This window comes from Paenibacillus lutrae (genome assembly GCF_009757775.1).
Lineage (GTDB): Bacteria > Bacillota > Bacilli > Paenibacillales > NBRC-103111 > Paenibacillus_F > Paenibacillus_F lutrae.
Genome location: NZ_RHLK01000007.1, coordinates 148,993 through 169,656, shown reverse-complemented (window position 1 = coordinate 169,656; position 20,664 = coordinate 148,993). Strand labels below are relative to the sequence as shown.

Below are 20,664 nucleotides of genomic sequence, written 5' to 3'. Positions count from 1 at the left end.
TAACATGACACTCGCAGATTATTTCATGGTCATAGCGGTTTTGTGCATCTGGTCCCTTCTGCTAGTGAATGTAGTCCTGATTATTGCCGGATACTTCTATTACATCCAGTGTGAGAAAGAAGCGATCCCGGAGATCAAGGGAGAAGAGCCCTTCGTCACCATCATGGTACCTGCCCACAACGAAGGGAAGGTAATCACCCAGACGGTGGAGGCTCTCCTCGACTTTGATTATCCGCATGACCGGTATGAGATTATTGTCATCAATGATAATTCTTCGGACAATAGCGCGGAGCTGCTCGGAAATCTTCAGAGGAAGAATCCCGGCCGCAACCTGATGATCATTAACACGGACTCTGTAACGGGCGGCAAAGGGAAGTCCAATGCTTTGAATCTGGGGTTCGCGCAGAGTAAAGGCGAACTCATCGCAATTTATGACGCGGACAATACCCCGGAAAGAAAGGCGCTGCGGTATCTCGTCGGCGAGATTACCAACGACGACTCGCTTGGAGCGGTCATCGGCAAATTCCGCACCCGTAACCGGGATGTGAATCTGCTGACGCGTTTTATCAATATCGAGACGTTATCGTTTCAATGGATGGCCCAAGCCGGGCGCTGGAAGCTATTCAAGCTGTGTACCATCCCGGGTACGAATTTTATTATGCGGCGGCACATTGTCGAGAGCATCGGGGGCTGGGATGTGAAGGCGATTGCGGAGGATACGGAAATCAGCTTCCGCATTTATATGATGGGTTACCGGATTAAATTCCAGCCGCAGGCGGTGACCTGGGAGCAGGAGCCGCAAACGGTCAAGGTCTGGTTCAAACAGCGGACCCGCTGGGCCAAGGGTAACATCTACGTGATCGTAAAGAACGCACGTTTGCTGTTCCACCCATCAGCGAAGAGAATCCGGTTTGATATTCTTTATTTTTTATCGATTTATTTCCTGCTTCTGACCTCGCTGATTACATCCGACATCCTGCTTATTCTTAATGCGCTGGGCTACGTACATACTACGATTGCCGGGTTCAGTACGTTCTTGTGGCTGCTTGCCATTACGCTCTTCGTAGTGGGCACCTATGTCACATTAACGACGGAAAAAGGGGAAATGAATCTGTCCAATCTGTGGATCATCCTCCTCATGTATGTATCCTACTGTCAGATGTGGATGGTCGTTGCCGCTTACGGGCTGTACAACTATTTCAAGGATTTGATTTTCTCCAGGGAAGTCAAATGGTATAAAACAGAGCGTTACTAATGGGGGATATAAACGAAATGAAACAGAGAAGAAATCAGGTGACGACAGTGAGAAAAGGGACTTTATTCTTACTCCTATTCCTTTGCATCATGAGCAGCGGCCAAGGTGCGGCCGCAGCCCCGGCAGACGAAGCGCGCTTGTATCAGACCCCGTTCGCCCAGAACGGAACGGCCTTATCCGGTGTCATGGGTTCGAAGCAAATGTATTTCCAAATTCTCGATTACTGGGATCTCACCGAGGTGAAGCTGAGCCTGGATTATCAGATGTCGCCTCTGGCGAAGGATCTGAATTCGAGCATTACGCTCTCGGTCAACGGAAGTCCTTTTCACTCCTTCCGGCCCGCAGCGGCGAATGCTCAGAAGCAGAACCTCGCGGTTACAGTGCCCAAGGAGCTTCTCACCCAAGGGCTGAACACGCTGAAGGTGGAAGGCTACATCCGGACGGAGGATAATCTGGTCTGCCCTTCCGATCAGACGCCGGATCAATGGCTGCAGCTGTACAAGACGTCCGGAATCGACGTGCGCTATACACAGAAGGCCATGCAGGCAGCCATCCAGGATTTTAACCAGAGGTTCACGGGCTTGGATACGGTGAGCGCAGGCCGCAGTCTCATTGCGGTTCCGGATAAAAGCGAGCCGGCTGAGCTTGAAGCCGCCGTATACGCTCTCTCCGGCTTCGCTAAATCCAACTCCGTGAACGACAAAGATATACCGATTCTGCCTTACCGGGCAGACAATCTGAAGGATCGGGAAGCGGTCGTGCTTATCGCTCTGCATGACCGGCTGCCGGCCGAAGTCAAAGGCCTGCTGAGCAAGCAGGACTTTAATACGAAAGCGCTGATTCAGCTCGTGAACAAGGAGACGCAGCCGACTCTGGTCATCACCTCCCAGAATCCCGAGCTGCTTGCCAAGGCGGGTCGCCTGGTGGCGAACCAGCCTCTGATGGGGCAGTTGAGCAGCGACATCAAGGTAGTGGATGACAGCACGGATGTGACGACACCGGTTGTGCCTGTCAGCACGCGCATTAACTTCACGGAGAAGGGGGACGAGCTGAAAGGGCCGGGCCATCAGGAACAGACGTATTTTGTGACTCTGCCTGCCAACAGGTCCATTGCGGATGCGGGTCAAATCAGCCTGGATTTCCGCTATGCCCAGAACCTGGATTTCAACCGCTCTCTGGTTACGGTTTCCATCAACAACACGCCTATCGGCAGCAAGAAGCTGACGAAAGAGCTGGCCAATGGGGACACGGCTCACTTCGCCATTCCGGCTGATCTGGCTGTGAACGGGAATTTCTCCGTTACCGTCGGATTCGATCTGGAGCTGGAGGATGCCGCTTGTACCCGCAATGGCGACGAAATGCCGTGGGCGTTCATCACGAAGGATACCCTGATTGATTTTAAGACCAAAGACCGCAACGATCTGCTGTTCAATAATTATCCGCATCCATTCTTGAGGGATGGCGTGTTTAATCAAGTGGCGGTGGTTATTCCGCAGGAACGCGATAATTATACGTATCGGACCGTCTCCAACCTGTTTAATCTGTTAGGCAAGTATACGAGCGGGAACACGGGCGATGTGAAGTTCTACAAGGAATCGGCAGGGGCCGATGAGCTTAAAGAGCGCAATATTATTGCAGTCGGCACTTATCTGGACAATAAGCTCATCCGCGACAATAACAAGAACTTGTATTTCAAGTATGACTCCGCAGGTTCGACCTTCCTGTCCAATGAGAAAATGAGTATTGACTCCGAGTACGGCAAATGGATCGGAACCTTGCAGCTCCTGCCGTCGCCTTTCCAGTCCGGTAACGGATTCCTGGCGGTGACGGGTACTCAGGCGGAGAATTATTACCTCGTTTCCAAACTGATTGCAACCGAGAATTCAATCTGGAAAGTATACGGGGACGGGGTCGTAACGGACAAGGACGGGAACGTGAATGCCCACCGGTTTAAAAAGGAAGCAGCGGCGGAAGAATCGTCGCTGCTCGAAGATATCGTAAAACGCGGAGACGTCGTGGGCTTTCTTACCGCGCTCGTTCTGGTTGCGGGGCTTGCTTTAGTATCGCTTGTCCTGCTGGTTCGCAAACACAGGAAGAAAAGGGGTGGAGAAGGTGAAGCATAACCGCAGCAGTTTGACCTCAGATCTCGCCTTCTTAGGGCTTCTTATCCTGTGTAACCTGTGTGTGGCCTTTACGGCAGGCGATCCGAATAAATTGATGCAGAACCTTATCTTTCTGAATCTGGCCTTTTTCTTCGCGGTGGTGACTTATTTTACCACCGTAACGGCGGGTCTGCTTTTGAATGTTGTGTTCATTTTCGGCTACGGCCTTTTCATTATGTACCAGACGATTTCACAGGGTGAAACGATTGGGCTGCAGACGTACTTCTGGCTGATTATGACTCCGCTGCTTACCGTTATCATCTGGCTGTTCTCGCTAGCGGCGCGGCAGCTTCAGGATGAGAACGAGGAGCTGCGTAAGCAGAAGGCAAGACTGGCTACCTTGGATGAAAGAACGGACCTGAAGAACAGCCTCGCTTTCCGCAAGGACGCGGCCGTATTCTCCGGTATCTCAACGCGCTATGACATTCCCCTGACTCTCTTGGTTATTAAGGTGAAGTATTGGAATGAAATCCGCCGTCTGATCGGGGACGAGCAGCTGGCGGAAGCGATCTATGACGTATCCCAGATCAGCCAAGCGAGTATCCGAACGAATGACGCTCTCTATCTGCTCGACAAAGAGGAGGCTACATGGGGACTGCTGCTGTTTACGGACAAGGATGGAGCCAAGATTGTGATGGAACGGATCAAACTCAGCCTTGTGGAATTTAACCGGCAGGAATTCGCCAGTAAATATAAGGTCGATTTGAGTCTGAAAATGGGAGCCGTCCAGTACCGGGAGGATATTATTGAGTCTCCGCTCGACTTCATCGTACAGGCTCAAAAACAGCTGGAATTCGATGTGTAGGCTGAAGTTATCTGCCTTGAACGAGTATTGTGAATGATCCATCAGGCACTGGGGCCAGCGGGCTCCGGTGCTTTTTTGATAGGAAGATAGAGAGGGATCTGTACAAACTGTATAGCGAACGCCTCAATTCGAGTATAATGGGGGATGTACGCCAGTTACAGGCAGTTTCAACGCGAGCGCATGTATGGAGGCAAAAGCCTGGTTCTTAATCAGAGTATATAGAGCAGAAGAGGTTATAGAATGAGTGAAGCACGTTTGGATGAGTATGGGTTAAGCGAGGAAATCGTAAGAGCATTAGCCGGTTTGGGTTATGAGACGCTGACGGCTGTTCAAAGCGAAGTGATTCCGATTGCGCTGGAAAAAATGGATCTCGTCGTCAAATCACAGACGGGAAGCGGCAAGACGGCTGCTTTCGGGATTCCCGTGTGCGAGTTAGCCGACTGGAATGAAAACAAGCCTCAAGCCCTGATCTTAACGCCGACGAGAGAACTGGCGGTTCAAGTGAAAGAAGATATTACCAATATCGGGCGGTTTAAGCGGATCAAAGCGGCCGCTTTGTACGGCAAGCAGCCTTTTGCCCAGCAGACGGCGGAGTTGAAGCAGAAGACGCACGTCATCGTAGGGACTCCCGGGCGTGTGCTCGATCATATCCAAAGAGGGACACTCGCCTTGAACCGCGTGAACTGCCTGGTGATTGATGAGGCCGATGAAATGCTGAATATGGGGTTCATCGAGCAGGTAGAGGCGATTATACAAGAGCTGCCGGAAGATCGGGTGACCATGCTGTTCTCGGCGACCTTGCCGCGGGATGTGGAGAGCTTATGTGTGAAATATATGAACAATCCGGTGCCGATTGAGATCGAAGCAGCGGGGATTACAACGGACCGGATCGAGCACGCTCTTATTGAAGTGAAAGAAGCGGATAAATTTGCGGTGCTGCAAGACGTCCTCATTGTGGAGAACCCGGATAGCTGTATCCTATTCTGCCGGACCAAAGAAGGGGTGGACCAGGTTCACCGGAAATTGGTCCAGGCCGGTTATTCTTGCGATAAGATTCATGGAGGGATGGAGCAGGAGGAACGGTTTGAAGTCATGAAGGCCTTCCGCAGGGGACAGTTCCGGTACTTGGCGGCTACGGACGTAGCAGCCAGAGGCATTGATATTGAGAATATCACGCATGTCGTTAACTATGATCTTCCTATGGAAAAAGAAAGCTATGTGCACCGCACAGGGAGGACGGGACGGGCAGGACGCGAGGGGAAGGCCATTACGTTTGTGACTCCGCATGAAGGGAAATTCCTGGCGGAGATAGAAGCATATATCGGGTTCCCTATTCCTGTAATCCCGGCACCTTCCCAGGAGGAAGTCCTATCTAAGGAAGAGGCTTTTCAGCAGAAAATGAGCAGGGGAGCCAGTCTCAAAAAAGAGAAGAATGAAGATTTAAATAAAGAAATTATGAAGCTGTATTTCAATGGGGGCAAGAAAAAGAAAATCCGGGCAGTCGATTTTGTCGGTACCATTGCGAAGATAGAGGGCGTGAGTGCGGAGGATATCGGCATTATCACCATTCAAGACAATGTTTCGTACGTAGATATTTTGAACGGAAAAGGCCCGCTTGTTCTGGAAGTTATGAAGAATACGAACATTAAGGGCAAGCTGTTGAAAGTGAGCCAGGCCAGAAAGTGAGGGAGTCCGGAGGTCGAGCGGTCATGTGCCGGATCGGGCAGCCACTGACTTTCAGAACATACCGAACACCAAAAACCGAACACCAAAAACCCCCAGACGGACGAACCGTTTGGGGGTTTTCTCTATTAAGGGCACTTATTTATCATCTTTTAGCTTGCCGATTCCTTCTTGCACTTCGCCTTTGGCTTTATCCATCTTGCCTTCAGCTTGAAGGGATTTATTATTAGTCGCGTTCCCGACTTGGTCCTTTACTTCACCCTTAGTCTTAGAAATGCCGCCTTTGATTTTATCGCTAAGTCCGTTGTCGCTCATATTTAACATCTCCTTCAGTTCAGGTTATGAGTTTATTACCCTTAGGAAGAGGGGGCTAAACAAATGCTTACCCGATGGAGTTCTATCCGATCTGGATTTGTTGCCTGATATAAGAGATGATAGAGAAAAGTGAGGAAGCAGGAGGAGCAGAATGAAGCCGTACACGAAGCAGGTCGTTCAAATTATACAGGAAATCCCGGAAGGCCGTGTGATGACTTACGGACAGGTCGCGGAAATGGCCGGAAACAGGCGGGGAGCGAGGCAGGTCGTGCGGATTCTGCATACGTTAAGCGGGAAATATAACCTTCCTTGGCACCGGGTCGTCAACGCTAAGGGGGAGATAGCGTTTCAGGATGAAGAAGCCAGACACACCCAGACGCTCTGCCTGGAGAGGGAAGGAATCGTTCTGAACGACCGGGGCCGGATTGATTTAGGAACTTACCGATTCAATCCGTGGGAGGAATAAGAGAGGGGCATTTCCAGCGGATGAGATCCGTTATGGAGAATACCCTTCTGCGATCTATTATGCGATCTATTATAGGAAAAGCAGCCTCTAAATACGGCATACGGCGATGCGCAAATACCCCCAACACTATTGGCTGGGGGTAAGCGCCGCTGCTGAGCAATCGGGAATGCATGCGCCTCTGTCTTTACGAAGCCCAGGCTTTCCTGCACACCTCGGCCTGCGCGATTAAATGTTTGAGGTATAGAGCCGCTGGTCCGTGAGCTGCCGATGGCGGCGCTTGTTCCAAAGCGGCTGTCAATTGCTCATGGATGCTGCCGAGCAGGGATATTACATCGGAGCGATGTTCCTCTTTGTCCGGAATCTTATCCGCATCGACGATCCGGTAGGGGAACAGGACGGTATTCCAGGCGGTTACGGCGGTTACGGCTTGCTCGACCGTTTCCATCCACTGGCGGACCGCTTCCCGCCCGTCTTCCGGATAATAGCTGTAGTAGTCGCGCAGGATGCTCTCCAGGCAGTCGCCCCACGCAGCCCGGCTGAACGCGTAGCTGTTCAAACCGGTCGCCCACTTCCATGGATAATCGGGATATCCCGGGCACGGGACGATGAGATTCGTCAGACCATCTACACCTAATGAGCGGTAGTACGCCGCATCTTCTACGATTCTCGCGGGCATGCTCGGGAACAGAGCGGAGAACATGAAGTGATCGCTGTAGTATTCGAACACGCTCAGCTTACGCTGCTTCTCATGCACCGCAGGGGTCCAATCCGTCAGCGAACGGATAGCCCGGATATCGGCAGCGTTCGGGGAATGATTCAGGGAACTGCGGTAGTCTCTTCCCCAGAATGCGTACAGCGTATCCACTTGCCCGGATGCCGGCTCACCTCTGCGCTCCAGCATATCCCAAGCGAGCCCGGCATTATAGGCGATGTGCTCCACGGTGAGCTCCGGCAGAGCCGGCCGCAGACGGTCTTTTAGCAACGCTGTAAAGCGGATATATTTGGGCAGGAAATCTCCCTGCTGCTCCGCCGGTAAATCTTCGGGCCACAAGGAGACACGGCTCAGATTGGGGACATCGGCACAGTACGCGGCGATAAGGTCGCAGACAGGCTCCTGCCAGGATACATCCGCATAGTCGAGCTGCTGCTTGGCCGTATATGGATGATCGGCCGCCTGCAAACTCTCGGCCTCTTTTTTATCGAGAAAGAATTTCATGCTGTGCCCGCCGAGCGTCAGGCTGAGCCCTCTCTTGACGATCTCGGGAGCCGCCTCTTCTTTGATGCGGTCCCATAAAGTGAACGTGAAGAAGATCTCATTCACGCGGTTTTTGGCGAGCCAGTCAATCATATCAAGGATATAGGGAGGATCGTATAAATTCTCGATGACGAATCCTCTGCGTTCAAACCAGGGCTCAAAAAGCGGGCCGGCCTCTTGCGTATCTGTAATCGAATGGGGAATATCGATCAGCGAAGCCGGTTCCCCGGGGTAGATCCAGTTCACGCCGGCGTAGCGCTTGAAAGCATCGTACACCGCATAAAGAGTCGAATGCGCACTCTCGCCGCTGATAATGATGGTATCGGGCGAAACTTCGATCCAATAGCTGTCTTTCTTCGGAGTCTGCAAGGGCATGGACTGCTCCAGGAGCGGGCTGAGGCCCGCAGCCGCTATTTCCTCCCACAAACCGATGTAGATGTTAGAGGTCCGGGTCAGAGAGCCCCAGAGATGTCCGTATGTGCGGCTTAATTGTTCCCATTCCTGCCGGGCAAAAGCAAGCACAGGGTCCCTGGACGGCGGCAGACTCTGTAAAGTGGTCATGGTATCATCCTCCGTAGCATATGTATGGCACCGCAAGTGCTGAATTACGATCTCTTCATAGACTGATCTCGAGAAAATCTAGGCTATATGTACACGATTCAATTATAGAGTAACCACTAACAGTTAAGCTGTCAATACAAGAAGGAGTCGTTTAATTTAAATATGTAGTCTAAAAATCGCCTTGAACAAACTGGATATAACTGTGTTATAATCCAATAATCAATAGGTTATAGAAACGAGGGAGAACATGGCACGGCCCAGCCGAAGTGAATTTAATGCACGCACCCAAAAGATGGTTGGGAGCTTGCGGGATGCTATTGTACAAGGCTCTTTACAGACAGGAGACTACCTTCCTTCTGAAGTGGAGCTAGGACGGACGTTCGGATTAAGTAAGGAGTCTGTGCGGCGGGCTCTGGATATCTTGGTGGAGGAGGGGCTGATCGCGAAAATCCGGCGTGTCGGAAACCGTGTGAAGGGGCCCTTCCCTTCCCAAGAATCTAATGAAGCGGCAGCCGGCCGGACAGGAGGGGAGAACACTGGGGGAGGCGCTCTGAATCCGGCAGCTTCAATTGCCCGGGATGAAGGGCGGCGGGAAGACCTGAGCACCCCGGAGTTTTCCATACAAACGGGGCAAACGGTTCTATGCCTGGCTTATCACTCTTCCCTTCAAGAAGAAGTGAAGCTTCAGGAGGCGGTTCAAGCATACGAGGCGCTGCACCCGGGTGTGCGTGTCCGCATGATCCCGACGCCCTTTCCGCTGGATTTGGCCGAACACGGCATGGCGGATGTGGTGACGGTAACGGCTTGGGATGCGCTCAAGCTGAAGGACAAGGATTCTTCTATGAGCTTGTTCGCGGACGCTCCCCCGACCGACTATGCGCATCCTATCCTATCCCGGCCCTTTCAGGCTGAGGATGGCAGGCTGACGACGGCACCGTTCGTTTATTCCCCGCTCGTCCTGTGTTATAACCGCAGCCACTTTGCGGAGTGCGGGATCGCGGAGCCGGGTGAAGACTGGACCTGGTATACGCTGCTTAAGACGGCAAGGACGTTCAACAAGCAGCTTGATGCCCGGGGTTTCGTCGTGCATATCCAGTCGATCAACCGGTGGCCGGTGTTCTTGCTGCAGAACGGATTCCAGTTCAATACGGGCAAAGGCAAGCGTACTGCGGAAGATCCGGCCCTCTGGGAGAGTCTCCGCATCTCCAGGGACCTTATCTACCAGCAGGGGGATTCCGTGCTCTGGACAGACAGCGACGGCGATGTGGAGCGCTGGTTCCATGACGGGCGTGCGTCGATGATCCTGACAACCTTCTTCGGACTGAACCGCCTGAGAGGCAATAAACGGCTGGACTATGGCGTGGCCCCGCTGCCCTCGCTCAGCTCCAAGGATACGCTGCTTCTGACGACCGGGCTGGCGGTGAACCGCCGTTCTGACTCTCAGGAGGCTGCGGGCTCGCTTATCCGGTATTTGTGCGGCCAGGAAGTGCAGAGCGGCATCCGCCGCGGGACGCTGACGCTCCCTGTTCATCCGGGGGCGCTGACGCTGCCGGTTGAGCAGCTGGAGGGCAATCGTCCTCACGGTGAAGCAAGGGTCACCCGCCAGTGGGACCGTTACCGGCTGTATTCCGATCTTCACCTCAGCACACATGTGCTTGAAGCGATCAGCGAGGAATTGAAAGTGTACTGGTCCCGGCTGGAAGATGAAGCAGAAGCGAGCGAGCGGATTGAGGTCCTGCTGGGCGTTTAAGGAAGGCAAGCACCCGCATCCCCGCAGTATGACGGATTACCGGACTTGTTCTGGCTTAGATGGTTTTATTTAAAAAATGACCCTTTCCGACGGCCGGCGAGCCTTGGAAAAGGTCATTTTTTATAAATCCCGCCATCCATACGTTATGGTTCACGACAGGCTTGCCATGAAGCGGGAGGGAATGCCGGCCTGGACGGTAAATACGAAGACCGCTCCCTCTTTGACGTTGCTTTTGGCATAGATGGTGCCGCCCATCAGATTCACGAGCGTTTTGCAGATGGAGAGCCCGAGTCCCGTACCGCCGAACTTGCGGTTGATGGTCGCATCAATCTGTGTGAAGGGCTGGAACAAATGATTCATCTTATCCTGAGGGATACCGATACCGGTATCCTCAACAATAAATTCGAGGCGGATGATATTGCCGCTTATGTCCCGGTTGTTCACGTAGACCGTTACACTGCCGGCCTCCGTGAACTTAACCGCATTGCCGATCAGATTGTTGAGCACCTGTCTCAGCCGGTTCGAATCTCCGATCAGCATTTCGGGAATCTCAGGATCGATATGCGTCTCCAGAGTCAGGCTGCGCTCACGGGCAAGGGCCCTGAATAAATCGGTCGTCTCTTTCATGCAGGCTTTCAAATCGAAGGGCTCATAATCGAGCTCCATTTTACCGGATTCGATTTTGGTGAAATCCAGGATATGATTCATGACAGAGAGGAGAGCGTGTCCGCTCGTATGAATAATCTCGGCCATTTCCGCGTCATCCGGCTTTAGATCGGAAGCTTTCAGAATATCGGACATCGCAATAATTCCATTCAGCGGTGTCCGGATTTCGTGACTCATCATGGCCAGGAAGCCCGATTTAATCCTGGAGGCGACCTCGGCCGTTTCCTTGAGCTGGGTCAGCACGCGGTTGGCCTCCGCCAGCTCTAGAGCTTGCTCCTGGAGCTCGTTTGTTTTGATCTGCAGCTCTTTGTGCGCCTTGTACAGCCGGACGAAACCTTCGATTTTGCTCCTCAACACGCCGGAATGAAAAGGCTTCGTCAAATAATCGATCGCTCCTGCCGTATAAGCTTTCATATAATCTTCAACCTCAGGGGTAAGAGCCGTCAGGAAAATAATCGGAATATCCTTTGATTTTTTACGCATTTTGATCCGTTCCGCGGTTTCGAACCCGTTCATATCCGGCATCATGACATCCATAATAATAAGAGCATACTCATTTTCCAGCAAAAATTTCAAAGCTTCCATTCCGGAAGATGCCCGGATCAGTTGATAAGACGTCTCAACCAGCAGAGCTTGTATCGTAAGAAAGTCCTCGGGCCGGTCGTCGACTAATAAAATGCGAATTGGATACTCCATTCTAATCCCCCGTAACAAGCTGGCATGTATGATTGCATCGGATTTATTTGATCAACCAGGTTTTGAGCATACTGACTAACTGCGTCGTGTTAATCGGCTTCGAGATATAATCGGAGGCGCCTGCCTGCAGGCACTTGATCCGGTCCTCTTCCATTGCCCTTGCAGTCAGCGCGATAATGACGACTTTCTCGAAGTCTGGTATTTTGCGGATCTCCCTCATGGTCTCGTAACCATCCATCTCCGGCATCATGATATCCATGAAGATCAGGTCAACCTCAGGATGGTTCTGCAAATTAGTAAGAGCCTCTTTGCCGTTCTGGGCAAATGTTATATTCATGTTATACCCTTCAAGCACGCTGGATAAAGCAAAAATATTCCGCATATCGTCGTCCACCAGAAGAATGTTCTTCCCCTGGAAGGCAGCTTCGGGATTATGGAGCTTCTCGATCAGCTGCTGTTTGTCGGCCGGCAGATCCGCATGTTTGCGGTGCAGGTAAAGAGCGGTCTCATCATAGAGCCGTTCCATGGACTTTACATTCTTGATGACGATACTTTCGGCATAATGATGCAGGTTCTGTTCATCCTGTTTGCTTAATTCTTTGCCTGTAAAAATAATAACCGGCAGCGTCTGGAGCTTGCGGTTGGTCTTGACCTGCTCCAGCAGATCGAAGCCCGAAATATCGGACAGCCCCAGATCAAGCACCATGCAGTCAAAATGGTTGGAAGCCAGCTGCTCCAGCGCTTCCCGTCCGGTTGCCACGGCGACGACGTTCACATCGGGGTGGGCAATGAAGGCCACGACACTATTGCGCAGATCGGGGTTGTCTTCGACAATCAGCAAGCTTTTGGCAGGCCGGCGGATATAGGATTCGATCTGAAGGAAGGCCGCTTCGAGCTCGTGGACATCGTTCGGCTTCTTCCAGAAGGCCAAGGCTCCCATGGCAAGTCCCTGCTGATTCTCTTCTGCGGTCGAGATAATATGAATCGGGATATGCCGCAGCTCGGGCCGGCCCTTCAGGCGGCTGATGATGGACCAGCCGTCCAGTACGGGAAGCTGGATGTCGAGCAGAATGGCATCCGGTTTGTATGCGTGAGCCAGGGCCAGGCCCTGATCGCCTTGGGAGGCGACAATGGCTTTGAACCCTCTCTGCCGGGCTAATTTCAGCAGGATGGCCGCGAATTCGGCTTCCTCTTCGATGATCAGCAGCAAAGTGTCATCGGGCTGCAGATTAGCGCGGTCATCCTCCATTTCCGAGAGCTGAAGCAGCTTCGGATTGGAGATCGAGATATCCGGAATGAACGATTCCTGGAATCGGCTCTTGTCTCGCTTGGCTTGTTCGGAGGCGGAAGCGGCGCTTGCCGCTGCCGCTTCGGTGCTGCCCGAGGCCGCTTGTACGGCTGGCAGGTACACGGAGAAAGTGCTGCCCTTGCCTTCCGCCGACTCTACTTCGATTCGGCCGCCAAGAAGGGCAGCCAGTTCCCGGCAGATGGTGAGGCCCAGGCCTGTGCCGCCATATTTGCGGCTGGTGGTGCCGTCCGCCTGCTGGAACGCTTCGAAGATGCTCTCCAGCTTGGTCGCGGGGATGCCGATGCCCGTATCGCTGACGGAGAAGACAATCTCGTCCGCCACGGACTTCCCGTCCTTGCCGTAAGGCGAGGATGGGGAGGGGGTTCCGTGTATGGAAAGCTTAACCGAACCCGTCTCTGTGAATTTAAGTGCATTAGATAGCAGGTTGTTCAATATTTGCTGCAGTCGGTGTCCATCCGTCAGGAAACTCTCGGGCAGGCTATTGTCGCAGTAAATATCGAACTCAATATTCTTCTCCCGTGCCTGCTGCTCGAAATGGCGGTAGAAATGACTGCTGATGTCTTTCAGATAGACCGGCTCGACGACCGCGGTCATTTTGCCGACCTCCAGCTTAGCGAGGTCCAGAATTTCGTCAATCAGCGTGAGCAGGTCCTTGCCGGCTGAGAATATCGTGTGAATGTACTCCAGCTGTCTGGCCTCCAGATTCCCTTCCTTATTCTCCGCGAGAATTTGGGAGAGGATCAGCAGACTGTTAAGAGGCGTCCGAAGCTCATGGGAAACGTTCGCGAGAAATTCGGATTTATACTGGGCTGCCATGAAGATTTCATCGGCCTGCTCTTTAATTTCGATTTTCTGCTGCTCGGTCAGCTCGACCTGTTTCTTTAAATACTCATTGGAAGCGGACAGCTCTTCCGCTTGTTTCTTAAGCTCCTCAGCCTGTTCGGCAATCTCCGTCTTCTGGACTTCGGTCAGCTCCATCTGCTCCTGCAGATGTTTATTGGAAGTGAATAATTCATCGGCTTGTTCTTTAAGGTCATCCGCCTGCTGTTTAATTTCTTCTTTCTGAAGCTCCGTGATTCTCATTTGGTCCTGAAGCTGCTCGTTGGATTTGTATAGGCTGTCGGCCTGCATCTGGAGCTCTTCGGTTTGCGCCTGCAGTTCCTCGGTCTGGCTTTCAAGCTCTTCGGCCTGCATCTGAAGCTCCTCCGTTTGGGCTTGAAGTTCCTCGGTTTGGGTCTCAAGCTCTTCCTTCTGGAGCTGGGTTTCATGCAGCAGAACTCCGATCCTTGCGATATCCGCCAAGGTGTTCAGCAGAATTCCCATATTGGCGCTGGTCTGCTCGATTAATTGGCGCTCCTTGTCGGTGAATTCCCGCAAGGAAGCCAGTTCGATGACCGCGACTACTTCATCCTCATAGAGGACAGGGACGATGATGAGCGTCTTGGGTTTCGTTTCGCCGAGAGCGGAATGGATTGTAACATATCCGTCCGGAAGATCGTGCAGCAGGATAGGGTTCTTATCCCGCGCGCACTGCCCGACCAGCCCGATGCCCGGAGCAATGGGGTCCTGGGGGGCCGTTATATTCTTGTAGGCATAGCCGGCCGCAAAGTGCAGCATGTCATCCCGCTGCACATACAGAGCGCCGTAGGTCGCCTGTACCGACGAGGCCAGCTTGCCGATGAAAATCTCCGATGCCCGTTCGATCTGAACAGAACCTTGAAGGAGAATAGCCATTTCGGAGACATGGACATTAATCCAAGTCTGTTCCTCCGCCTTCAGCCGCAGAATGCGTTCCTCTTCAGTCTTGTGGTACAGGTCCACGGCGAGAGAGCGGAACGACTGTGCCAGTTGCCCGAATTCGCCTCCCGCCTCAGCGGAACGATCAGCGGGGTTGACGGAGCCGTGCGCCATATCATGAACGATCTGGGAGACTCTATGCATTCCGTTATTAATGTCACGGTGAACACCGATGATTAGATATGCGCCAACCAGAAGTCCGACTAAACCTATCACTAATGACAGAGCCAGCGGGACTCCATCTAAGAACAAACACGCAATTGTGGTTAAGCCGCCTATAGCCAGAATTGAAATGGCGGTGCCCAACCAGACCTTCCATTTTATATTCATGCTTTTCCACCTTGCCTTTCTTCAATAATGCAATTATAACTTTCCCGGGCGGACATGGGTAGTGCGGGCTTTAATCAGGAACGGCTGCATATAAAAAAAGCCTGCCATCGGATTCATGAGGATGACAGGCGGCGTTCGATAATAGCCGTATAGAATAAGCGGAGATGAAGAACGAACTAAGCCGTGATATAGAACATAAATTCCTGGCCGTTCTTAACAGGTTCTTGCGCAAGCGTATATCCATGCTTAATGACTTCCTCCGGAACGTTGCGGAAGGCAGCCGGACAGTCTGCGATAACTTGAAGCAGCTGGCCTTTTTTCATATCGCGCAGAGTTTCCAGTGTGTAAATAACAGGATAAGGACAAGATTCTCCTCTGAGATCAAGCGTATAGTCAATGGACATGGTTATAGTCCCCTTTCTTTTTTGAATCCCGTGCCGAAACGGTAGTTTTTCTGCCAATAAACAGCGATTGCGAATCCGATGCCAAGCAGCAGCAGCGTGACCAGGAGGGCGCCTGCCGGGCCCATGACGTGAATGAGATTGACCGGCGAGCCGCTCTTAACGAACAGGTTGAATATGCCCATATGGTCCCAGGCATAGGCAAGCGCCGTGGCTCCCAGGATGTTGCCGGCGAATACCGGCAGGAAGACAACCTGGCCTTCCATCAGCCTGTACATCATGCCGGTTTCGCAGCCGGCAGCCATGACGATCCCGATGCCGAACAGTACGCCGCCGACAAACGTGCTCGGAGCCGCTATCTTGGTGATCGGCTCAAGTCCGTAATAAAGGATAATGAACAAGGTAGCGACCGAGCTGACAGCCATGCCGAGCGCAATGGCTTTGGTCATGGTGGCGCGTCCGCTGATCCACAGATCACGGAACGCAGAGGTGAAGCAGATCTGCCCTCTTTCAATCAGGATGCCGAAGGCGGCGCCGAAGATAGCGGCTATGCCCAGCATGGTTCTGCCGGTCAAGAAGAAGTAAAGAATCAGTCCCGCATACGCAAGGGCGACCAGAGCGCCGATAAGCGGCTGGATGCGTGTAGACTTGCGGGAGGGGGATACAGGCTTGCCGCTTCCTTTTCGCAGGATGGGTTTGCCTTTCCACCAGGCGGTGTTCACCACTTTGGCACCCAGATAGGTCCCGAGGGCAGTCGCCACAATAAAAATCCAGGAATGAAGCGAGAATTGGGGGACGCCTGTGAAAAAAGCAGCCAGATTGCACCCCAGAGCTAGACGGGCTCCGAATCCTGCGATAATCCCTCCGATGAAGCCTTGGACATAACGCCGCTTTTGTTTGGGTATTCTTATTTTGAACGAATTGCTGAGAAGAATCGTGATCAGCGCCCCGATGAACATTCCCCAGACAATCCAGCCATCGGTTCGGGTGAACGTAGTTCCATTCATTTTGATAAGATTAAAATAAGCCCACCCCGAAATATCTACGCCAAAAAACTCCAATATGTGTCCGCCGAGCCGGGTGAATTCGCCTGTCACCGCCCATACGGTGCTGGTCAGTCCAAAATACAAAGCACTCAGCACCCCGGCAAGCCCCATGGCGACATAAGGGCTCCAGTAATTGTTGAATACTTTATTCCATACAAGTTTCATCGTGCTTAAATCCCCTCTATCATTAAATACAACTATTTAATTCTACTACAAATGATCCCCGGATTTGCGTATTATTTTCTAGAAGGATTGTCCGATTGGTTAAAAGCGGGGCCGGTTTAGGGAAGCCGGCGGTATATAGGAGGGAACCGGCTGTGATACTATCCAGTAAATTCGAAAGCTACACAGAAGCCATGAGGGCTCTGCCGGCTCATACAAGCCTCACTAAAGCACAATTGCTGACGGAAGAGTTCCTGATCGAACGATGCGGGCCTGCAGACATGTACTATGCCCCGCATAATGAATATATGAATCGGTCGGCCCAGGTAGTCATCATTGGTTTGACGCCGGGGTGGACTCAGATGAAAGCAGCTTTTGAAGAGGCTAGACGCGGGCTGGAATTGGGCCTTACTCAGGAGGCAATAAGCAAAGCGGCCAAGGAAGAGGCATCGTTCGCAGGTACAATGAGACACAATCTGACCGGGATGCTGAATACGCTGGGACTGCATCATTACTTGGGCATCCCGTCTTGCGGCGAACTGTTTCTGGGGCATCGGAACCTGCTGCATACCACATCTTTGCTCCGTTACCCTGTCTTCATTGGAGAGAAGAACTACACCGGATCGAACCCCGATCTGCTGACAACAGCTTTCTTAAGAGAGCGCGCCCTTGCTTTCCTTGCGGAAGAACTCTCTCTGCTGGATCGGCCCCTCATTATCCCTCTGGGAAAAAAGGTCGAAGGTGTTATGCACCTTGCCAGGAAGGAAGGCATATTGGACCCCGCCCGGTGTCTATGGGGGTTTCCGCATCCGTCCGGTGCCAACGGGCACAGACTGAAGCAGTTTAACGCCAATTTGGAAGAGATGAGAAGGCGGTTAAGGGAGATCGGCGGGGCAGGATAACGCCAGATTATCCCGTCAATCGTAATGGTATCGAAAAAGAACTAACTTCCGCAGCGGAAGTTAGTTCAGACGAATGATATTGTTAGTCACGCCTGCATACAGCAAGAGGAATAGTATAAGGAACATGGCAGAAGCAGTGAGCAAAAATATTGCTAATATTCTACTCTTATTTATGCAAATCCACCGCCTTTCCTGATTAGTATATATCTGGAAACAGGGACCGTGATATTATAGCAGAGTAAAACGGAGTTGTGTTTATTTTTTAATTAATCCGATGCTGGGGGCAAGTAGATGATGGCTATTCAATATGAGAAATGTCCGGTTGAGATTGCTGTTGATGCACTAAGCGGGAAGTGGAAGGTACTTGCATTATGGTATTTGCAGCACGAGACACTCCGGTTCAATGAGCTGCAGCGGCGTCTGCCTGGAGTTTCCCAGAAGGTGCTGTCTCAACAGTTGAAGGAATTGGAGAAGGACGGAATTATCGGACGGCAAGTTTTCGCAGAGATGCCTCCGCGTGTCGTTTACTTCATGACGGAGAAAGGGAAAGCTATGAAGCCGATTCTCAGCAGTCTTTTTACATGGGGTACAACGTTCAAACCGTAGGTGGGCCCCTAATTCTTACCTTTTGGTAACCTCGTTACCAAAAAGTGCCTTCTTGTGTAAGATATCCCTCTCTGTTCTAATGGACGTAGAGTCTAGAAAATATGGATCTAAGAGGGGGATTCGATATGTTTAAAAAAGCAATTCCGGTTATCGTGCTCACAACCGTTATGATTTTATCCGGCTGCAGTATGAATGCGGGTAGTCCGGCTGTGGACAAACTAGCCGAATTAAGTGATGAATTCAACGATAGCACATCGCTGGCCCAATGGAAAAAAGCCGGAGATACTTTCCAGAATGGTTTCTATTTAAGCAGAGCGGATAGCAACCAGACGAGCGAAGGGCACCTGTTCCTGGAGCCTACATCCGGTACCTGGTATGGAGTGAACACCGGACATCTTTCCTACAAAACCATTACCGGTGACTTTGTTGCCACCATGAGGGTTAAAGTGACGGGCAAGAGCGCATCCGTTCCTTCCGGTGAGTTCGATCTGGCCGGCTTGATGATGCGGGCTCCGGGCGAGCCGGAGGGAACGGTTGTGCCCGGTAACAAAGAGAACTGGGAATACCTGACCACCGGAGGCAAGAACGGAACTAGACTCATTGATTTTAAGCAAAATGTGAATAGTCAATTTGTCTACAAAACAGAGAATGTACAAACGGAGTGGATCGAGCTGAAGCTTGCAAGGATCGGCAGCAACGTCGTCAAGCTGTACAAAGAAGAGGGGGGCCAGTGGAAGTTCGCGGATGCACACGAGCGGACGGATCTTCCGGCTAAGCTGCAGGTAGGTTACTGCCTGCTTACGAATCTGTCCGGTTATGCGGACAACCTGACGTACGTGGATTACATACGATTCAACGAGCCGAAGCCATCCAAGGATCTCGCAAAGAAGCTGGAGTCCAAAACGGCAGAGGAAAAAGACTGGCTGGAGTTCCTCGGCGCTGAAAAGGTGAAGGGCGCTGAAAAGGTGAAGTAAGAAGAGAGTCCGCGAAGCCGGAATGTGTGAGACTCGTCCATGCAGAACCAGTCTGCGGATGAGACTCGGATTCTCCGGAGCCCATGAGATAGAGCTGTATCCGTAGATTAAAGAGGCCTGCCGGCAGAGTGATCCGAACCGGCAGGCTTTTATAATATTTTGTCCGCTAATAGAACCCTCCCTATAACTTTCTTGCCCGGTTAATAAAAAATGCAAGGGTTAGCGCGAGCAGCAATAAAAAAACCGGCATCCCCCAGGCAAGCAGATTAAAATCATAATTTCCGGCCGCGTAGATCTCGGCACTGATACAGACGAAGAAGAGCACAATTTCCAACTTCATGAGGTTGATCATCATGCGGGCATTCAAGTATTGCTTCTCACGGTTTGCCTCAGTCAGGTTGATATAATTATAAACATGAGGGTACCTCTCAAGCAGGGTCAGCACCATCCACATAACGCTGGCTAGTGCCATGGGCGCCCAAATGAAAGCTTTGCCGCCGTAGCGGTCAGGTTCCCCTTTTCCGTTGAAATGAATCGGGATTTCTGCAGGAATGTCCCTCCAGTGCAGCGCGAGGAGGACAGTAGCTCCTGCTAGCAGCAGAACCGACAGGAAGTCGGATATACGTTCGGGCACCGTTCGATCAATAATTAACTTAGGTTGGCTTACTTGCATACAATCACCTCGCCTAATAGATATGCGGGCGCTGCCTAGTCTTTGATCCCGCGATACTTCGCGGTGCGCAGTTCTTGGATGTAAGCTTCCAGGTGAGGCATATCCGCATCAATGGCCTGCTGGACAGCAAGCTCGATGTCATAAGGCACCCGGACGAACCTGATATCTAGGGGGGCGGCTGTCCGGGCTCCATAGCTGCCTTCCATAATCACGTAAGACGCCTGCGTTACATCGAGCGGATTACCTACACTGCCGACGTTAAACAGCACTTTCCCGTGCAAATGCTGAAGATAGGCATTGTGAATATCCCCGTAGCCTACGATATCGGCTGGAATATTGGCTGTGCAACGCTCGGAGGATTCGAATAGCGAGAGTCGTTTCTCCAAGTCGTCCCAAGGCTGCACTCGCTCGTATAAACTGCGTGGAGAGGCGTGAAAAAGCCGCACATACCGGCCGCTCATATAGAACTCAAGCGCGAAAGGAAGAGCGGCTAAATATTGAAGCCGTGCTTCTCCCAGCACATTTTGATGCCAGCATAGATCCGGGTACTCCGCTTCACGTGTTATAAAATCATCCCAGTTGCCGCTTACAACGGCCTCGCAATGCCGGCGGATCAGATCTACCGCCTGATCGGAATGAGGACCTTTGCCGACCAGGTCCCCAAGACACAATATTCTCGTAATATCCCTTCGCCGGATATCTTCCAATACAGCCTCAAGCGCGGGTATATTGCCGTGAATGTCGGATAGAATTGCGATTTTGTCCACAAGTAATGTCCTCCGTTAATCGGGCAGCTGGTCTGCTCTCTATATTTTTCTGCTTTCTTTATCTTCGATTTGTCTGATCCGCC

At 51.9% G+C, this 20,664-nt stretch carries 17 protein-coding genes; 9 read left to right on the top strand and 8 right to left on the bottom strand.

Annotated elements, in window-relative coordinates; all coding sequences use genetic code 11:
- The first annotated feature begins 4 nt into the window (after positions 1-4).
- From EDM21_RS13945 to EDM21_RS13930, 4 genes are all read left to right on the top strand, one after another.
- The gene (locus EDM21_RS13945; protein WP_157336319.1) at positions 5-1,255 is read left to right on the top strand and encodes a glycosyltransferase family 2 protein; all 1,251 of its coding nucleotides are present in this window, start codon (positions 5-7) and stop codon (positions 1,253-1,255) included.
- 17 nt (positions 1,256-1,272) lie between these two features.
- A complete protein-coding gene (locus EDM21_RS13940) occupies positions 1,273-3,378 on the top strand; it encodes a cellulose biosynthesis cyclic di-GMP-binding regulatory protein BcsB (protein WP_157336317.1) in 2,106 nt (701 codons plus the stop codon).
- Positions 3,368-4,222 (top strand): diguanylate cyclase domain-containing protein, encoded by an 855-nt coding sequence (locus EDM21_RS13935; protein ID WP_166542018.1) that lies wholly within the window; start codon positions 3,368-3,370, stop codon positions 4,220-4,222. Before EDM21_RS13940 ends, EDM21_RS13935 begins: the two co-directional genes overlap by 11 nt.
- Positions 4,223-4,462: 240 nt before the next feature.
- The gene (locus EDM21_RS13930; protein ID WP_157336315.1) at positions 4,463-5,908 is read left to right on the top strand and encodes a DEAD/DEAH box helicase; all 1,446 of its coding nucleotides are present in this window, start codon (positions 4,463-4,465) and stop codon (positions 5,906-5,908) included.
- 135 nt (positions 5,909-6,043) lie between these two features.
- Here EDM21_RS13930 and EDM21_RS13925 read toward each other — a convergent pair whose 3' ends face one another.
- A complete protein-coding gene (locus tag EDM21_RS13925; RefSeq protein ID WP_157336313.1) occupies positions 6,044-6,220 on the bottom strand; it encodes a CsbD family protein in 177 nt (58 codons plus the stop codon).
- 151 nt (positions 6,221-6,371) lie between these two features.
- Between EDM21_RS13925 and EDM21_RS13920 the strand changes: the two genes are divergently transcribed.
- Positions 6,372-6,686, top strand: a complete 315-nt coding sequence (locus EDM21_RS13920) for an MGMT family protein (RefSeq protein ID WP_157336312.1) — start codon at positions 6,372-6,374, stop codon at positions 6,684-6,686.
- A gap of 184 nt (positions 6,687-6,870) precedes the next feature.
- On the opposite strand, the gene EDM21_RS13915 is transcribed toward EDM21_RS13920, so the two are convergent.
- Complete coding sequence (locus EDM21_RS13915; protein WP_157336311.1) at positions 6,871-8,502, bottom strand: hypothetical protein; 1,632 nt, start codon at positions 8,500-8,502, stop codon at positions 6,871-6,873.
- Positions 8,503-8,749: 247 nt separating this feature from the next.
- Here EDM21_RS13915 and EDM21_RS13910 point away from each other — a divergent pair, with 247 nt between their 5' ends.
- Positions 8,750-10,252, top strand: coding sequence for an extracellular solute-binding protein (locus tag EDM21_RS13910; RefSeq protein ID WP_157336310.1), 1,503 nt, complete (start codon positions 8,750-8,752; stop codon positions 10,250-10,252).
- 150 nt (positions 10,253-10,402) lie between these two features.
- Here the strand turns inward: EDM21_RS13910 and EDM21_RS13905 are convergent, their stop codons facing one another.
- The 4 genes from EDM21_RS13905 to yedE form a co-directional block, all read right to left on the bottom strand.
- Positions 10,403-11,614: an ATP-binding response regulator gene (locus EDM21_RS13905; RefSeq protein ID WP_157336309.1), complete on the bottom strand. Its 1,212-nt coding sequence runs from the start codon at positions 11,612-11,614 to the stop codon at positions 10,403-10,405.
- Between the two features lie 43 nt (positions 11,615-11,657).
- Positions 11,658-15,050: a response regulator gene (locus EDM21_RS13900; protein ID WP_157336308.1), complete on the bottom strand. Its 3,393-nt coding sequence runs from the start codon at positions 15,048-15,050 to the stop codon at positions 11,658-11,660.
- A gap of 176 nt (positions 15,051-15,226) precedes the next feature.
- Positions 15,227-15,454 (bottom strand): sulfurtransferase-like selenium metabolism protein YedF, encoded by a 228-nt coding sequence (gene yedF / locus EDM21_RS13895; protein WP_068776617.1) that lies wholly within the window; start codon positions 15,452-15,454, stop codon positions 15,227-15,229.
- 2 nt (positions 15,455-15,456) lie between these two features.
- The gene (yedE, locus tag EDM21_RS13890; protein ID WP_157336307.1) at positions 15,457-16,662 is read right to left on the bottom strand and encodes a selenium metabolism membrane protein YedE/FdhT; all 1,206 of its coding nucleotides are present in this window, start codon (positions 16,660-16,662) and stop codon (positions 15,457-15,459) included.
- A 152-nt stretch (positions 16,663-16,814) separates the two neighbouring features.
- Between yedE and EDM21_RS13885 the strand changes: the two genes are divergently transcribed.
- The 3 genes from EDM21_RS13885 (at position 16,815) to EDM21_RS13875 (ending at position 19,141) form a co-directional block, all read left to right on the top strand.
- Positions 16,815-17,561: a hypothetical protein gene (locus tag EDM21_RS13885; protein ID WP_166542005.1), complete on the top strand. Its 747-nt coding sequence runs from the start codon at positions 16,815-16,817 to the stop codon at positions 17,559-17,561.
- A 291-nt stretch (positions 17,562-17,852) separates the two neighbouring features.
- On the top strand, positions 17,853-18,167 hold the full coding sequence (locus EDM21_RS13880; protein ID WP_068776619.1) for a winged helix-turn-helix transcriptional regulator: 315 nt from the start codon (positions 17,853-17,855) through the stop codon (positions 18,165-18,167).
- A 125-nt stretch (positions 18,168-18,292) separates the two neighbouring features.
- Complete coding sequence (locus tag EDM21_RS13875) at positions 18,293-19,141, top strand: DUF1349 domain-containing protein (RefSeq protein ID WP_157336306.1); 849 nt, start codon at positions 18,293-18,295, stop codon at positions 19,139-19,141.
- 181 nt (positions 19,142-19,322) lie between these two features.
- On the opposite strand, the gene EDM21_RS13870 is transcribed toward EDM21_RS13875, so the two are convergent.
- Together EDM21_RS13870 and EDM21_RS13865 are read right to left on the bottom strand one after the other, a co-directional pair.
- Positions 19,323-19,814 (bottom strand): DUF1648 domain-containing protein, encoded by a 492-nt coding sequence (locus tag EDM21_RS13870; protein WP_157336305.1) that lies wholly within the window; start codon positions 19,812-19,814, stop codon positions 19,323-19,325.
- A gap of 35 nt (positions 19,815-19,849) precedes the next feature.
- Positions 19,850-20,581 (bottom strand): metallophosphoesterase family protein, encoded by a 732-nt coding sequence (locus EDM21_RS13865; protein WP_166542004.1) that lies wholly within the window; start codon positions 20,579-20,581, stop codon positions 19,850-19,852.
- Positions 20,582-20,664 lie beyond the last annotated feature (83 nt).